Annotated in this window: 14 protein-coding genes; 10 read left to right on the forward strand and 4 right to left on the reverse strand. The window is 68.9% G+C overall.

What is annotated here, in order from left to right; all coding sequences use genetic code 11:
• Nucleotides 1–3: 3 nt before the first annotated feature.
• Both serC and NMB40_RS10435 read right to left on the reverse strand, forming a co-directional pair.
• On the reverse strand, nt 4–1,089 hold the full coding sequence (gene serC / locus NMB40_RS10430; protein ID WP_095362710.1) for a phosphoserine transaminase: 1,086 nt from the start codon (nt 1,087–1,089) through the stop codon (nt 4–6).
• 177 nt (nt 1,090–1,266) lie between these two features.
• Nucleotides 1,267–2,067, reverse strand: a complete 801-nt coding sequence (locus NMB40_RS10435) for an FHA domain-containing protein (protein WP_494360980.1) — start codon at nt 2,065–2,067, stop codon at nt 1,267–1,269.
• Nucleotides 2,068–2,156: 89 nt separating this feature from the next.
• Here NMB40_RS10435 and NMB40_RS10440 point away from each other — a divergent pair, with 89 nt between their 5' ends.
• The 3 genes from NMB40_RS10440 to NMB40_RS10450 all read left to right on the forward strand — a co-directional run bounded on the left by NMB40_RS10440 (nt 2,157) and on the right by NMB40_RS10450 (nt 4,269).
• Nucleotides 2,157–2,432 (forward strand): polyhydroxyalkanoic acid system family protein, encoded by a 276-nt coding sequence (locus NMB40_RS10440; protein WP_448143002.1) that lies wholly within the window; start codon nt 2,157–2,159, stop codon nt 2,430–2,432.
• Nucleotides 2,433–2,519: 87 nt separating this feature from the next.
• Nucleotides 2,520–3,014 (forward strand): phasin family protein, encoded by a 495-nt coding sequence (locus tag NMB40_RS10445; protein ID WP_282247973.1) that lies wholly within the window; start codon nt 2,520–2,522, stop codon nt 3,012–3,014.
• 220 nt (nt 3,015–3,234) lie between these two features.
• Entirely contained in the window at nt 3,235–4,269 is a 1,035-nt protein-coding gene (locus tag NMB40_RS10450; RefSeq protein WP_494360981.1) for a restriction endonuclease, read from the forward strand.
• A 3-nt stretch (nt 4,270–4,272) separates the two neighbouring features.
• On the opposite strand, the gene hutC is transcribed toward NMB40_RS10450, so the two are convergent.
• Together hutC and NMB40_RS10460 are read right to left on the reverse strand one after the other, a co-directional pair.
• Entirely contained in the window at nt 4,273–5,001 is a 729-nt protein-coding gene (hutC, locus tag NMB40_RS10455) for a histidine utilization transcriptional repressor HutC (RefSeq protein ID WP_494360982.1), read from the reverse strand.
• A 32-nt stretch (nt 5,002–5,033) separates the two neighbouring features.
• Nucleotides 5,034–6,413: a formimidoylglutamate deiminase gene (locus tag NMB40_RS10460; protein WP_494360983.1), complete on the reverse strand. Its 1,380-nt coding sequence runs from the start codon at nt 6,411–6,413 to the stop codon at nt 5,034–5,036.
• A 63-nt stretch (nt 6,414–6,476) separates the two neighbouring features.
• On the opposite strand from NMB40_RS10460, the gene hutI reads away from it, so the two are divergent.
• The 7 genes from hutI to NMB40_RS10495 all read left to right on the forward strand — a co-directional run bounded on the left by hutI (nt 6,477) and on the right by NMB40_RS10495 (nt 15,222).
• Nucleotides 6,477–7,676: an imidazolonepropionase gene (gene hutI, locus NMB40_RS10465; RefSeq protein WP_494360984.1), complete on the forward strand. Its 1,200-nt coding sequence runs from the start codon at nt 6,477–6,479 to the stop codon at nt 7,674–7,676.
• Between the two features lie 23 nt (nt 7,677–7,699).
• On the forward strand, nt 7,700–9,241 hold the full coding sequence (gene hutH / locus NMB40_RS10470; protein ID WP_494360985.1) for a histidine ammonia-lyase: 1,542 nt from the start codon (nt 7,700–7,702) through the stop codon (nt 9,239–9,241).
• On the forward strand, nt 9,238–10,086 hold the full coding sequence (hutG, locus tag NMB40_RS10475) for an N-formylglutamate deformylase (protein ID WP_494360986.1): 849 nt from the start codon (nt 9,238–9,240) through the stop codon (nt 10,084–10,086). Before hutH ends, hutG begins: the two co-directional genes overlap by 4 nt.
• A complete protein-coding gene (hutU, locus tag NMB40_RS10480) occupies nt 10,083–11,747 on the forward strand; it encodes a urocanate hydratase (protein WP_494360987.1) in 1,665 nt (554 codons plus the stop codon). Before hutG ends, hutU begins: the two co-directional genes overlap by 4 nt.
• A gap of 119 nt (nt 11,748–11,866) precedes the next feature.
• Nucleotides 11,867–13,987, forward strand: a complete 2,121-nt coding sequence (locus tag NMB40_RS10485) for a TonB-dependent receptor family protein (protein WP_494360988.1) — start codon at nt 11,867–11,869, stop codon at nt 13,985–13,987.
• 115 nt (nt 13,988–14,102) lie between these two features.
• A complete protein-coding gene (locus NMB40_RS10490; RefSeq protein WP_193069494.1) occupies nt 14,103–14,519 on the forward strand; it encodes a CREC-EF hand family protein in 417 nt (138 codons plus the stop codon).
• 28 nt (nt 14,520–14,547) lie between these two features.
• Complete coding sequence (locus NMB40_RS10495) at nt 14,548–15,222, forward strand: MarC family protein (RefSeq protein ID WP_494360989.1); 675 nt, start codon at nt 14,548–14,550, stop codon at nt 15,220–15,222.
• Nucleotides 15,223–15,224 lie beyond the last annotated feature (2 nt).

A 15,224-nucleotide genomic window follows, 5' to 3' on the forward strand; every position in this document is an offset into this window, starting at 1 on the left:
ACGTCAACCGTTGCGCTGCTGGAAATCACGCATGAAGGCGGCCAGCGCCTGTGCGCCTTCCACCGGCAGTGCGTTGTACAGCGAGGCGCGGATGCCGCCGACGGCCTTGTGGCCCTTCAGCGCCAGCAGCCCGGCGGCCTTGGACTCGCTCACGAAACGGGCGGTGAGGGTTTCATCGGGCAGGAAGAACGGAATGTTCATGCGCGAACGCGCGGCAGGCACGACCTCGTTGCGGTAGAAGCCGCCGGAGGCATCGATGGCGCCGTAGATCAGCGTCGACTTCACCGCGTTGCGGCGTGCGAATTCCTCCACCCCGCCCTCCGCCAGCATCCACTGGAACACCAGCCCGGCCAGGTACCAGTTCCAGGTGGGCGGGGTGTTGAGCATGGAATCGCGGGCGACGTGAGAGCGGTAGTCGAAGATGTCCGCGCGCGGCTGGCCGCTGCGCTCGAGCAGGTCGCGGCGCACGATCACCACCGACACACCGACCGGGCCCAGGTTCTTCTGTGCACCGGCGTAGATCAGGCCGTAGCGCGAGACATCCAGCGGTTCGCTGGCGATGGAGGAGCTGAAATCGGCGAACAGCGGCGCGCTGCCGACGTCCGGGGTGTCACGGAACTCGACGCCATGGATGGTTTCGTTGGCGGTGATGTGCACGTAGGCGGCATCGTCGGACAGCTGCCACTGGCTGCGCGGCGGGATGTCATGGAAACCACCGGCTTCGCTGCTGGCGGCCACGTTGACCCGCACGTAGGGGCTGACCTGCTTGATCGCGGTCTTGCCCCAATGCCCGGTAAGCACGTAGTCCACGGTCTGACCGGGGGCGGCGAAGTTCAACGCGAGCAGGGCCTGCTGGGTGGTCGCCCCGCCGGCCAGGAACATCACCGCGTAATCGTCCGGCACGCCGAGCAGGCGGCGCAGGTCGGCTTCGGCCTGGGCGGCAACGGCCATGAACTCCGGGCCGCGGTGGCTCATTTCGACAATGGAGGCGCCAGCGCCGTTCCATTCCAACATCTCTTCCTGCGCCTGGCGCAGGACCGATTCCGGCAGGGTTGCAGGGCCGGCACTGAAATTGAACGCGCGCGTCATGTCACACCTATGGGGCAAGACCCCTAGTATGCCGCAGCGCACCAGCCTTTAGGCCTTGCAGGACAAGGCGAAATTGGTTGCGATTGAATCTATCGGCGCCGCCACACGACCAGCGGTCGTGTGCTACCGGCATTCGTGCTACACGGGTAGCGCCCGACCGTTGGTCGGGCGACGCGTTCAACGCGCGCCGAACCACAGCAGCAGGCTGATCAGGCCAGCCAGCAGCAGCGCGCTGCCGAGCAGCCACGGCCAGCGGCTCACGCGCTTCGGCTTGGCCTGGGCTTCCACCGGCGATGGCAGGTCGAGCAGCTCGTCCTCCTCATCGCTGACCACCCGCTTGCGGCCGTCGTGAGGCACTTCCAGCACGAACCGGTGCTGGGCATCGAACACCAGCTGGTCGCCGGGCTGCAGCCAGCAATGCCTCACGCTGACGCCGTTGACCCGGGTCGATTCGCCCGCCCCCAGGTCCCGCAGCAGCAGGCGGTCACCGTGGCGTTCCAGGCGCGCATGCTGTTCGGCGAACGCCGGGTCGTCGATGACGATGTCCGATTCGGCCCCACGCCCGATCACCCGCGGGCGGTCGAGGGTGTAGCTGCGGCCGTGGTGCTGCCCGCCGACGCCGCGCAGCAGGCGCTGGTCTTCGGCGCCGTCATCGCTGCGCGAGGGGGCATGGTTGAGGGCTTCGCACTCGCCCTGGATCAGCATTTCCACGCCGTCGGCGTAGACCGCGTCGCCGGGCCGCAGCAGCGCCATGCGCCGCACCGGGCGACCGTTGACGTGGATGCCGCGCATGCCGGTGGCCACCTGCAGCCACAAGCCGCGGTCGTCCAGGCAGAACTGGGCCAGCAACAGGGTGCCGGCGGCATCACCACCGAGGCGGACGCTGCCCGAGGCGTGGCGCACGATGCGCTGTACCCCCGGCCGCAACGGCTGGTCGGGGTGTTGGCGATGAGTGAAGTGAACAAGCAGGTTCTGCACGCGGCGCAGCCTAGCAGGTTGCGTGTGCGGGAGGATAGAAGTGTGCACAATGCACGCCCATTCCCCGCTACCGCCCGCCAGGAGCCCGCATGTCCAGCATCGATATCCACCACGCCCACGCACTGTCCCCCGAGGCGGCCCGCGAAGCGATCGAAGCGATGGCGGCAAAGCTCACCGACAAGTTCTCGCTGGAAACCAGCTGGGTGGGCGATGCATTGAAGTTCAACGGCTCCGGGGTCAAGGGCTTGATCGAGCTGCTGCCCGGCCAGGTGCATGTGGCCGCCGAACTGGGTTTCCCGGTGTCGATGATGAAGGGCATGGTCGAAGGCGAGATCCAGCGCGTGCTGCAGGAAAAGCTCGGCTGAACCACCGGCGCGGCGCCGCCGCGCCATCACGCCGCACAATCGCAGCGCTGGGTAGGATCGGCGGGTGGCCACTCACAGGATCGCCCCATGAACACACACGACGACTACGATGACCGCAGCCCCGATGAAAAGCCCTCGCTGCAGGACCAGGCCGAGCGCTTCTCGCGCCAGCTGACCGGTTCGGCCAAGCAGATCTGGCTGGCCGGGCTGGGCGTGTTCGCACGCGCCCAGGCAGAAGGCACCCGCGTCTTCGACGATCTGGTCAAGGAAGGCGAAACCGTCGACGCACGTAACCGCGAGCAGGCCGGCGATACGCCGCGCTGGCGCGACAACGTGGAAGAACACCTGGGCGAGGCGCGTGAAAAGGCCGCCGGCACCTGGGACAAGGTGGAGAAGGCCTTCGACGACCGGGTCCAGGGCGTGCTCAAGCGCCTGCATATCCCCACGGCCGAGGACGTGGCCGCGCTCAACGTGCGGATCGATGCCCTCACCGCCCGGCTCAACCGTGCCGAGGCCCGCAACGCCTCGCCCAACGCCGACCCGCGTCCGGGCACCCACCAGTCGCCCGGTTCGGACCCCTGATCGCCGACCACACGGCCCCGTACTGTGATTGTTGCAAAGCAGCACGACTTTGTTGACAATCGAGACCGACCCGCCAATTGCTTCTGCGCCGTTTGTTCCCTCCCCTCACGGCTAAGGATTGGCGGGTTTTTTGTGTGCGCGATCTCAAAACGACATCCCGCAGACAGGGTCGGGCGCATATAAACTGTCGTCCGCACCTCCGTGTTCATCTCTAGGTCCCATGTTCTCCTGGATTCTGGCTCTCCTGCTGGCCCTCGTTGTCTGGTCCCTCGCCGCTGCCTACTTCTGGCTGGTGAAACGCCGCCGCAAGGAGACCCGGTTGGGACTCAACGCCCTGGCCGGCATGCACTGGCGGGACTTCTCCGAAATCGTCCGGCGCGCCCTGCACGAGCAGCGCGGCCTGCAGGACGTGACCGGCGAGGCCGACGACAGCCGTGAGCCCAGCAGCGACTTCCTGATGCAGGACGCCCAACACCAGCGGTTTCTGGTGTCGTGCAAGCATGGCCGCGCCTACCGGATCGGCCGGGCGGCGGTGAACGAGCTGGGCGCCGCCGCACGCCTGGCCGGTGCCCGCGGCGGCATCCTCATCACCGAAGGGGTGGTCGAGCGCGATGGCCGTTCGACCGCCGACAAGCAGAGCGTGGAAGTGCTGGACGGCAGCCTGCTGTGGCCGATGCTGCAGCCCTACCTGCCCGGCGACGTGGAAACCCGGGTCAAGCACGAGGCATGCCGCGAAGCGGTGCGGCGCATCTCGATCGCCGCGCTGGGTTCGCTGACGCTGGGCCTGCTGGTGGGCATGGGCTACCTGACCTCGCGCCTGGACCAGGCAGCGCAGGCGCCCGCACCGGCAGCGGCCCCGGCCCCGCCGACGGCCGCCCCGCCCGCGCCAGCCGCCCCTGCACCCGCGCAGCCGGCCAACCCGACCCCCGCCGCTGCTGCCGCGCCGCCCCCGGCAGCGCACAGCGCCGCCCCGAACCAGATCCTCGGTACCATCGCCGACCCGGATGCGGCCACGCTGGCGGTCTACCAGCGCGAACTGGCGACGCTGCTGGCCCAGCAGGACGGCGTGCTCAGCGCGTTCTGGCAGACCCGGCAGACGCTGGCGGTGAACCGCTCGGCCGAGATCGACGAGGTCTGGCCGCGCATCTGCACCCAGGTAAAGCGCTATCCGGCACTGCGCACGGTGCGCATCCAGCTCAATCCCCGCATCAACACCGACGAGCCGGTGCGCTGGCGCCAGTGCGCCACGTCGTGAGCTTCAGCGCGCGCCGGGCGCGAACCGGGCCACCAGGTCCCAGGCATCGCCCAGGAACATCTGCCGTACGCAGGTGATCGGCTGTTCGCCGCGCCAGGTGAGGCGGTCGATCACCAGGCACGCAGTGCCCTGCGGTACTTCCAACAGGACCGCTGCTGCGGCATCGGCACCCCACGCACTGATCCGGTGCTGGGCACGGGTCCACGACACGTTCTGCAGCAGCCAGCTGCCCGGCGCGGTCGTGTTGAAATCCACGTCCAGCACTTCAGGCACCCCGACCGGGCTGATCAGCCGGTGTTCGAGCGCGAACGGCTTGCCATCGGCACGGTGCAGGCAGCGGATGGCCAGCAGCTTTTCGCCAGCGGACAACGCCATTTCTTCATCCACCTGCGTGTTCGGCGCGCGGTAGGCGCGGTCCAGCAGCTGGTAGCCGTACACATGGCCGCGCGCACCCACCGCCATGGCGATGTCGGGAATCTCCAGCGCCACCTGTTCCAGGTGCGGCGGCTGGCGCGCCACGAACGAGCCGGCGCGACGCCTGCGCTCGATCATGCCGCTCTCGGCCAGCGCGGTGAGCACCTTGTTGACGGTCATGCGCGAGCAGCCGTACTGCTCCATCAGCTCGTGCTCGTACGGAATGCGGAACCCCGGTGCCCACTCCCCACTCAGGATGCGGCTCTCGAGGTCGGCACGGATGCGCTGGTTGAGGGTTTCGGCCTTCTTGCCGGTCACGCGGGAATCCTGGTAGGGGGTGGCGGCCACGTTCAGTGCGCGGCAAGCACGCCGCGAAGGGCGTGGGCAAAGCGCGCTGCAACGGCGTCGCGCTGCACGTGGCGGCCATGCCGTACCAGCTCGCGCCCCCCGCGCCAGACCGATCGGACGGCGCCATTACGGGCGGCGAAGACCCAGCTGTCAAGCCACGCATCGTCTTCGCGCGCGATCAGCGCCGGGTGCTGCGGGTCCAGTTCCACCACGTCGGCCGGCGCACCGGGCTGCAGTCCCGTGCTCACGCCCAAGGCCTGCGCGGCGCCCTGCAGCGACTGTTCAAACAGCCAGCGCCCGCTGGAAACACCTTCCTGCGGCGCGAGCACGTTGCGCCCACGCAGCTGCAGGCGCTGCCCGTATTCGAGCAGGCGCAGCTCTTCGGCCGCGTCGATCAGCACGTTGGAATCCGAGCCCACCCCGAACCGGCCGCCGCCACGCGCGAAGGCCTGCATCGGGAACAGCCCGTCGCCCAGGTTGGCCTCGGTGATCGGGCACAGCCCGACCACCGCGCGGCTGGCCAGTATGCGCTGCACTTCATCTGGATCCACGTGGGTGGCATGCACCAGGCACCAGCGTTCATCGACGGCGGCGTGTTCGTAGAGCCAGCGCACCGGGCGCAGCCCGCTCCAGGCCACGCAGGCATCGACCTCGCGGGTCTGCTCGGCGATATGGATGTGCACCGGGCCAGTGTTGAGCGGCAGCAGCGCCGCCAGCTCCTCGCCGGTCACCGCGCGCAGGCTGTGCGGTGCGATGCCCAGCACCGCATCGTCCTGCCCACGCAGCGCATGGCGGCAGCCGTCGAGCAGCGCGGCGAACCCCTCCACGTCATGCAGCAGGCGGCGCTGGGCCGGGTTCGGCGCGGCGCCACCGAAATCGGCGTGCGCGTAGAACACCGGCAGCAGGGTCAGGCCGATCCCACTGCCCTGCGCTGCCGCGGCGATGCGCGCGGCCATCTCGGCGCGGTCGGCATACGGCGTGCCGTCCGGGGCATGGTGCAGGTAGTGGAACTCGCCCACGCGGGTGAAGCCGGATTCGAGCATCTCCACGTAGGCCTGTTCGGCAATCGCCTGCACCGCATCCGGCTGCAGGTGGGCGAGGAACCGGTACATCAGGTCGCGCCAGCTCCAGAAGCTGTCGCCGCTGCGCCCGCCGATTTCAGTCAGCCCGGCCATGCCGCGCTGGAAGGCGTGGCTGTGCAGGTTGCCCAGCCCGGGCAACGCAATCGCCAGCGCGGTGTCGCCGGGCTGCGCGGGCACGCCCGCGGTGACTGAATGCAGGGTGGCGCCGGCGCAGACGATGCGCACATCGCGCGCCCAGCCCTGCGGCAGCAGGGCATGGTCGGCGTGGAAAGCGAGGACGGAAGCGGGGTTGGCTGGCATCACTGGACATCCCGGAAGTGGCGCCTATATTGTATAGACATATAAGCCGCCGTGGTTGCTGCCATGCACTGTGACACCCTCTGGACCAACGCCCGCCTGATCACCGTCGACGGCCCCGGCCTGGGCGTGATCCGCGACGGCGTGATCGCCGCCCACGACGGCCGCATCGTGCACGTCGGCCCGGCCGGTTCCGAAACGCACCTGCAGCCGACCCGGCGCGTGGACTGCGGTGGGCGCTGGATCAGCCCGGGGCTGGTCGACTGCCACACCCACCTGGTGTATGCAGGCAACCGCGCCAACGAGTTCGAACAGCGCCTCCAGGGCGTGAGCTATGCCGACATCGCCCGTGCCGGCGGCGGCATCGTCTCCACCGTGCGCGCCACCCGTGCCGCCAGCGAAGCGGAGCTGCTGGCCGCCAGCCTGCCGCGGCTGGACGCGATGCTGGCCGAAGGCCTCACCACGGTGGAAATCAAATCCGGCTACGGACTCTCGCTTGACGATGAAACCAAGCAGCTGCGCGTGGCCCGCGAGATGTCGCGGCAGCGCGCGGTCGAGGTGGTGCCCACCTTCCTCGGTGCACACGCGGTGCCGCCGGGGCGGCAGGCGCAGGAGTACATCGATGAGGTATGCAACGTGATGATTCCGGCGGTGGCCGCGCAGGACCTGGCCGAAGCGGTCGATGTGTTCTGCGAGAACATCGCCTTCAGCACCGCGCAGGCCGAGCAGGTGTTCGTGGCCGCGCAGGCGCACGGCCTGGCGGTGAAGATCCACGCCGAACAGCTCAGCAACCAGCACGGCGCCGCCTTGGCGGCGCGGCATGGCGCACTGTCGGCCGATCATATCGAACACCTCGATGCCGATGGCATTGCCGCGATGCGCGCGGCCGGCACCGTGGCCGTGCTGCTGCCGGGCGCGTTCTACTTCACCCGCGACACCACCCTGCCCCCGATTGACGCGCTGCGCGCGGCCGGCGTACCGCTGGCACTGGCCACCGACAGCAACCCCGGCACCTCGCCGCTGACCAGCCCGCTGCTGGCCATGAACATGGCCGCCACGCTGTTCCGCATGACCGTGGACGAGTGCATTGCCGGCTTCACCCGTGAAGCGGCGCGTGCGCTGGGCCGGCAGGCGCGGATCGGCCGCCTGGCGGTCGGGCTGGACTGCAACCTGGCCGTGTGGGACATCGAGGCGCCTGCCGACCTTGTGTACCGCATCGGCTTCAACCCCCTGCACGCGCGCGTGATGCGCGGCGTATCCGTCTGAACATTGAGATGCCTGGAGATTCCATGAGTACGACCCTGACCCTGCAGCCCGGCGCGGTGACGCTGGCGCAATGGCGCGCGATCTTCGACGGTGCCCGCGTGCGCCTGGATCCGGCGTCGGCCGAGGCGGTGCGCCGCAGCGCGCAGACCGTGGCCGATATCGTGGCCAAGGGCGAGCCGGTGTACGGCATCAACACCGGCTTCGGCAAGCTGGCCAGCGTGCGCATCGAGCGCGACGACCTGGAAATCCTGCAGCGCAATATCGTGCTGTCGCACGCCGCCGGCGTCGGTGAGCCGATGCCCGCGTCGGTAGTGCGCCTGATGATGGCGCTGAAGCTGACCAGCCTGGCCCAGGGCGCCTCGGGCATCCGCCCGGAAACCCTCGCCCTGCTGGAAGCCTTCCTGCAGCACGACCTGGTGCCGGTGATTCCGTGCCAGGGCTCGGTGGGCGCCTCGGGCGACCTGGCGCCGCTGTCGCACCTTGCCAGCGTGATGATCGGCGTGGGCGAGGCCTTCGTCGGCGGCGAGCGCCTGCCGGCGGCCGATGCACTGGCGCGGTTCGGCCTGGCCCCACTGGTGCTGGGCGCCAAGGAGGGCCTGGCCCTGCTCAACGGCACCCAGTACTCCACCGCCTATGCGCTGGCCGGGCTGTTCGAGATCACCACCGTGTTCCAGGCCGCGCTGGTCACCGGCGCGCTGTCGGTGGAAGCGGCCAAGGGCTCGGACACCCCGTTCGATCCGCGCATCCACCAGATCCGCGGCCAGCGTGGCCAGATCGCCACCGCGGCGGCGTTGCGCACGCTGATGCAGGGCTCGGCGATCCGCGAATCGCATCGCGACAACGACGTGCGCGTGCAGGACCCGTACTGCCTGCGCTGCCAGCCGCAGGTGATGGGCGCCGCCTTCGACGTGTTGCGCCAGGCCGCCACCACGCTGGCGATCGAGGCCAATGGCGTGTCCGACAACCCGCTGGTGTTCACCGACACCAACGAAGCGCTGTCCGGCGGCAACTTCCACGCCGAACCGGTGGCGTTCGCCGCCGACATGCTGGCGATGGCGGTGTGCGAAATCGGTTCGATCAGCGAACGCCGCACCGCGATGCTGGTCGACCCGGCACTGTCCGGCCTGCCCGCGTTCCTCACCCCGAAGCCGGGCCTGAATTCCGGTTTCATGATTCCGCAGGTGACCGCTGCTGCGCTGGTTTCGGAAAACAAGCAGCGCGCCTACCCGGCCAGCGTGGATTCGATTCCCACCTCGGCCAACCAGGAAGACCACGTGTCGATGGCCGCGCATGGCGCACGCCGCCTGCTGCCGATGGCCGAGAACGCCGCCAACGTGGTGGGCATCGAACTGCTGGCCGCCGCGCAGGGCTGTGACTTCCACGCCGGCCTGCGCTCCAGCGATGCGCTGGAAGCAGTGCGCCAGCGCCTGCGTGCGCAGGTGCCGACCCTGCAGGACGACCGCTACTTCCATCCGGACATGGTCGCCGCCACTGCGCTGGTGCGCAGCGGCGCGCTGGCCGAAGGGCTGGCCGACATCCTGCCGCAGGTGGAGCCGCTGGCATGAACGCCCACCCGGACTGGCTGCAGGTGCACGAAGGCGATGCGCCGCTGATCGTCAGCTTCCCGCACACCGGCACCGAGCTGCCCGATGCGCTGGCCGGCGATTTCGTGTCGCCCTGGCTGGCCCGCCGCGATGCCGACTGGTGGGTGCATGAGCTGTACGACTTCGCGCAGCGCATGGGCGCCACCACGGTCCGCTCGGCGATCTCGCGGTCGGTGATCGACCTCAACCGTGACCCCAGCGGCGTGTCGCTGTACCCGGGCCAGAACACCACCGGCCTGTGCCCGCTGACCACGTTCGACAACCAGCCGCTGTACCACCCGGGCCGGGAACCGGATGCCGACGCGATCGCCCAGCGCCGCGATACGTATTTCGCGCCCTACCACGCGGCGCTGGGCGTGCAGATCGCCCGCCTGCGCCAGCGCCACGGCACCGTGGTGGTGTACGACGCGCATTCGATCCGCTCGCACATCCCGCACCTGTTCGATGGGGAGCTGCCGCAGTTCAACCTGGGCACCGCCGGTCCTTCCGGCACACCAGATACCTCCTGCGACAACGCGCTCAGCGACGTGGTGGAAAACCTGTGCCGGATCAGCGGCATGCCTCACGTGCGCAACGGCCGCTTCAAGGGTGGCTGGATTACCCGCCATTACAGCGACATCGCCGGCGGCGTGCACAGCCTGCAGATGGAGCTGGCCTGCCGCGGCTACATGCACGAACCCGAGCTCGTGGACGTGCACAGCTGGCCCACCCCGCTCGACCCCGACCACGCTGCGCCGCTGCGCCACACGCTGCAGCAGGTGCTCACCGCCTGCCTTGAATTCGCGAACTCCCGGAGTGCTGCATGAGCCGTCACGATTCCACCCGCACCATCATCGCCCCCACCGGCAGCACGCTCACCGCCAAGAGCTGGCTGACCGAAGCGCCGTTGCGCATGCTGATGAACAACCTGCACCCGGACGTGGCCGAGCGCCCGCAGGAACTGGTCGTGTACGGCGGCATCGGCCGCGCCGCGCGCGACTGGGAAAGCTACGACGCGATCATCGAGACCCTCACCCGCCTGGAAGACGACCAGACCCTGCTGGTGCAGTCGGGCAAGCCGGTCGGCGTGTTCCGCACCCATGCCGATGCGCCGCGCGTGCTGATCGCCAATTCCAACCTGGTGCCGCGCTGGGCCAACTGGGACCACTTCAACGAGCTGGATAAGAAGGGCCTGGCCATGTACGGCCAGATGACCGCCGGCAGCTGGATCTACATCGGCGCGCAGGGCATCGTGCAGGGCACCTACGAAACCTTCGTGGAAATGGGCCGCCAGCACTACAACGGCAGCCTGGCCGGCAAGTGGCTGTTCACCGGTGGCCTGGGCGGCATGGGCGGCGCGCAGCCGCTGGCCGCGGTCATGGCCGGTGCCTCGTGCTTGGCGGTGGAATGCCGCAGGAGCAGCATCGAGATGCGCCTGCGCACCGGCTACCTTGACACCTGGACCGACAACCTGGACGAGGCGCTGCGCCTGATCGAGGAATCGTGCACGGCGAAGAAGCCGCTGTCGGTGGGCCTGCTCGGCAATGTCGCCGACGTGCTGGACGAACTGCTGGTGCGCGGGGTCAAGCCGGACCTGCTGACCGACCAGACCTCCGCGCATGACCCGGTCAACGGCTACCTGCCGCAGGACTGGACGGTGGAGCAATGGGACGAACAGCGCGTGACCGCACCGAAGGTGGTGGAGAAAGCCGCGCGCGCGTCGATGGCCAACCACATCCAGGCCATGCTCGCCTTCCATGCGCTGGGCGTGCCGACCGTGGATTACGGCAACAACCTGCGCCAGATGGCGCTGGAAGAAGGCGTGGAAAACGCCTTCGATTTCCCCGGCTTCGTACCCGCCTACATCCGCCCGCTGTTCTGCCGCGGCATCGGCCCGTTCCGCTGGGCCGCGCTGAGCGGCGATCCGGAGGACATCGCCAAGACCGATGCGAAGGTGAAGGAGCTGATTCCAGACAACCCGCACCTGCACCGCTGGCTGGACATGGCCGCCGAGAAGATCAAGTTCCAGGGCCTGCCGGCGCGCATCTGCTGGGTAGGCCTGGGGGATCGTGATCGCCTGGGGCTGGCATTCAACGAGATGGTTGCCAACGGTGAGCTCAAGGCGCCGGTGGTGATCGGCCGCGACCACCTTGACAGCGGCAGCGTGGCCTCGCCGAACCGCGAAACCGAAGCGATGGCCGACGGCTCGGACGCGGTATCGGACTGGCCGCTGCTCAACGCCCTGCTCAACACCGCCAGCGGCGCCACCTGGGTGTCACTGCACCACGGCGGCGGCGTGGGCATGGGCTTCTCGCAGCACGCCGGCATGGTGATCGTCTGCGACGGCACGGAAGCCGCCGCCAAGCGCATCGCACGCGTGTTGTGGAACGACCCGGCCACCGGCGTAATGCGACATGCCGATGCGGGCTACGAGATCGCGATTGAATGCGCGAAGGAAAAGGGGCTGGATCTGCCGGGGATTCTGTAAGCCCCGTACGGCTTCGGTGGGTGACGGCGGCGGCGCAACCTGTTAACTTTCGCGACCTCGCGGTGGTTTACAGGCATTGCGCCTGCGCCGCTGCCTCTTTCCGTACCGATTCCAGACGCATGCCCCCTCTCCTGTCGCTGCACCGTCCCACCCTGTCCGCGCTGACTCTGGCCCTTTCGGCCGTCCTGGTTGCCACCGCCTCCGCTGCCCCGGCCGACAAGCCGACCACGCTGGAATCGGTCAACGTGACCGCCGCCGACACCACCGAACAGGCCCGTGCCGCGCTCAAGCGGGTGCCCGGTGCCGGCAATGTGATCGACCTGGCCCGCACCGATGGCCGCCTGGCCGGCACCGCCGATGTGCTGGCCTACCAGCCCGGGATCAGCGCGCAGTCGCCCGGCAACGAAGGGGCCAAGGTCTCGATTCGGGGCTCGGGCATCAACCGCGGCCCCGGCGCGCATGCCTCCGGCATCTCGGTTTCGCTCGATGGGCTGCCCCTCACCGGTCCGGGCGGCACGCCCTATGAACTGCTGGAGCCGCTGTGGCTGAGCCGCGCCGAGGTGCTGCGCGGGGCCAACGGGTTTGAAACCGGTGCGCTGGCGCTGGGCGGCGCGATCAACTACGTCAGCCGCAGCGGCCGTGACGCCGCCGGCCTGGAGCTGCAGTACGAAGCCGGCAGCCGTGGCTACCAGAAGCGCAGCGCGGGCTACGGCGGCGTGGCAGGCGACGTGGACTACTACCTGGCCTACACCGATACCGAATACGACGGCTACCAGCGGCACGCCGCCGGTGACGGCAAGGGCGCGATGGCGAACGTGGGCTGGCAGATCACCCCGCAGCTGGAAACGCGCTTCTTCCTGCGCTACCGCGAAACCAACCACGAAACGCCCAGGCGCCTGACCCGCGCGCAGATCCGCAACGATCCCCGCGCGGCCAACCCGGCCAACCTGGCCATCGATGCGCGGCGCCCGCAGCCGGGCAGCACCTGGCTGGGCAACATGACCACGCTGCAGATCGACGACGATTCCTCGCTGCAGGCCGGGCTGGTCTACCACCACTACCCGATGGATCTCAACGAAAGCCTGTACCGGCAGCAGCTGGATTACACCAACCTCAACGCCACGCTGGATTACCGGCGGCAGCACCGGCTGTTCGGGCGCGACAGCGTGACCACGCTCGGCCTGCGCGTCACCCACGACCTGGATGCGGACGTGCGCGAAACCCTGCGCTACCCCAGCAACGGCTACCCCGCCGGCACCCACACCCGCGACTTCTCCCACCACGGCACCAACAGCACGCTGCATGTGGGCAACGACCTGGCGCTGAGCGACACCCTGCGCCTGCAGACCGGGCTTGCACTGATCAACACCCGCCACGACGTGCAGGTCACCTGGCCGAGCACGCCGGAACGGCTGTCGGGCAGCGACTGGGATTACGCGCCGCGGCTGGGCTTCACCTGGCAGCAGACGCCCGCCACGCAGTGGTTCGGTAACCTGAGCCGCTCGGTGGAACCGGCGCACCCGTGGTCGATGATCTGGGGCTCGAACCTGTATTTCGCGCCCGGCAACGGCGCGTCCAGCGGACGCCAGCGCGCACCGGTGGCGCTGGACAACCAGACCGCCACCACGCTGGAACTGGGCGCGCGTGGCGACAGCGCACTCGGCCGCTGGGAACTGACCGGCTACTACGCACGCGTGCTGCATGAACTGCTGAGCGTGGAAGTCGTTCCGGTACCGAACCTGTTCGTGGCCGAGAACAATGCCAGCCCGACCGTGCACCGCGGCATCGAGGCCGGGCTGGACAGCACCCTGTGGCAGGGCGCCGACGGTCGCCTCTCGCTGCGCCAGGCGTACACCTTCAGCGATTTCCGTTACCGCCACGATGCCCGCTTCGGCAGCAACCGCCTGCCGGGCCTGCCGCGCCACTACTACCAGGGCGAACTGCGCTTCGATCATCCGACCGGGTTCTACGCCGCCGCCAACACCGAGTACGCCTCGGCAATGTTCGTGGACTACGCCAACAGCTTCCGCGCCGACAGCCACCTCATCTTCGGCACGCGGGTGGGCTTCGATGCCCCGGACGGCCGCTGGCAGGCCTGGGCCGAACTGCGCAACCTGACCGATCGCCACTACGCGGCCACCGTTACGCCGGGCTATGACGACGCTGGCAAGGACGTGGCCCGCTCGACCCCGGGCGATGGGCGCGGGGTGTATGCAGGCATCCGTTGGCGTTTCAACTGAAGCCAACGGAGCGGCGCCAGTAGAAATACTGGCGCCGGGCGCGGGGATTGCCGTAGCCGTGCGTGCCTGCACGGCGGAGACTGAAGGCCTTCCCTGCCCTGCTGCGGAGCTTCCCGTGCGCCAGATCGCCTCGCGTCTCGCCTGTTCCCTCCTGCTCTGCCTGGGCGTTGCCGCGGCAGGCCACGCCCAATCGGTGGGCGACACCGCCGCCACCCGTTTCGCCACGCTCGACAAGAACAGCGATGGCGTGGTCAGCGAAGACGAATACGACGGCAGCGCGTTGTTCCGCACGCTCGATGCCGATCACAACTACCGGGTCACGGTCGAAGAGGTACAGGCACTGCTCGGCCCGGACCGCGATGGCCAGCTCACGGCGGCAGACCGCATCCGGGTGGCCGATCTCAACGGCGATGGCGAGCTGAGCGACGAGGAAGTACGCCGCGTGGCGGAGATGCGCTTCCAGTCGCTGGATACCAACCACGACAACGACCTGACCCTGGCCGAGCTGCAGGTTGGCTTCTGGCGGCCCTGAGCGAGCCCGCTTCACAGCAGGTGCGCGCATGTGGAATGAGTTCAGCCACGCCTTCCTGGTGATTTTCACCAGCCTGCAGCCGGTGATCAATCCACCGGGCGCGGCGCTGATGGTGCTGGGCCTGCTGCCGCACGCCTCACCCTCACAACGCAACCAGGTGGCGCGTGCGGTGGCGATCAACAGTCTGGTGATGCTGACCGTGTCGATCGGGATCGGTGCGTGGGTGCTGTCGTTCTTCGGCATCTCGATCCCGGTACTGCGACTGGCCGGCGGGTTGGTCATTGCCGCGACGGGATGGCGGCTGCTGAACGCGCCCGCCCAGCAGGAGCGCACGTCCTTGGCCGGTGCAGCGGAGGCCGAAGCGCGGCAAGGCTTCGACGCCTCCATTGAGTCACAGACCTTCTATCCCTTCACCCTGCCGCTCACCGTGGGGCCAGGCGCCATTGCGGTAGCGATTGCCGTCGGCACCACGTCGCCGGCGAAAGGACCGGAAGCCGTGCACGTGGCCGCTGCAGCCGTCGCGCTGGTCGTGCTGTGCGTGCTGATCTATCTCTGCATGCGCTACGCCGGCCGCCTGCAGTCGCTGCTGGGCCGCACCGGCATGCAGGTCATGCTGCGCCTGCTGGCGTTCGTCATCCTGTGCATCGGCGTGCAGATCGGCTGGTACGGGCTGTCGGAACTGCTCGGCCGGCCGGCGGCGTGAGC

Source organism: Stenotrophomonas sp. FBCC-B152 (assembly GCF_059134105.1).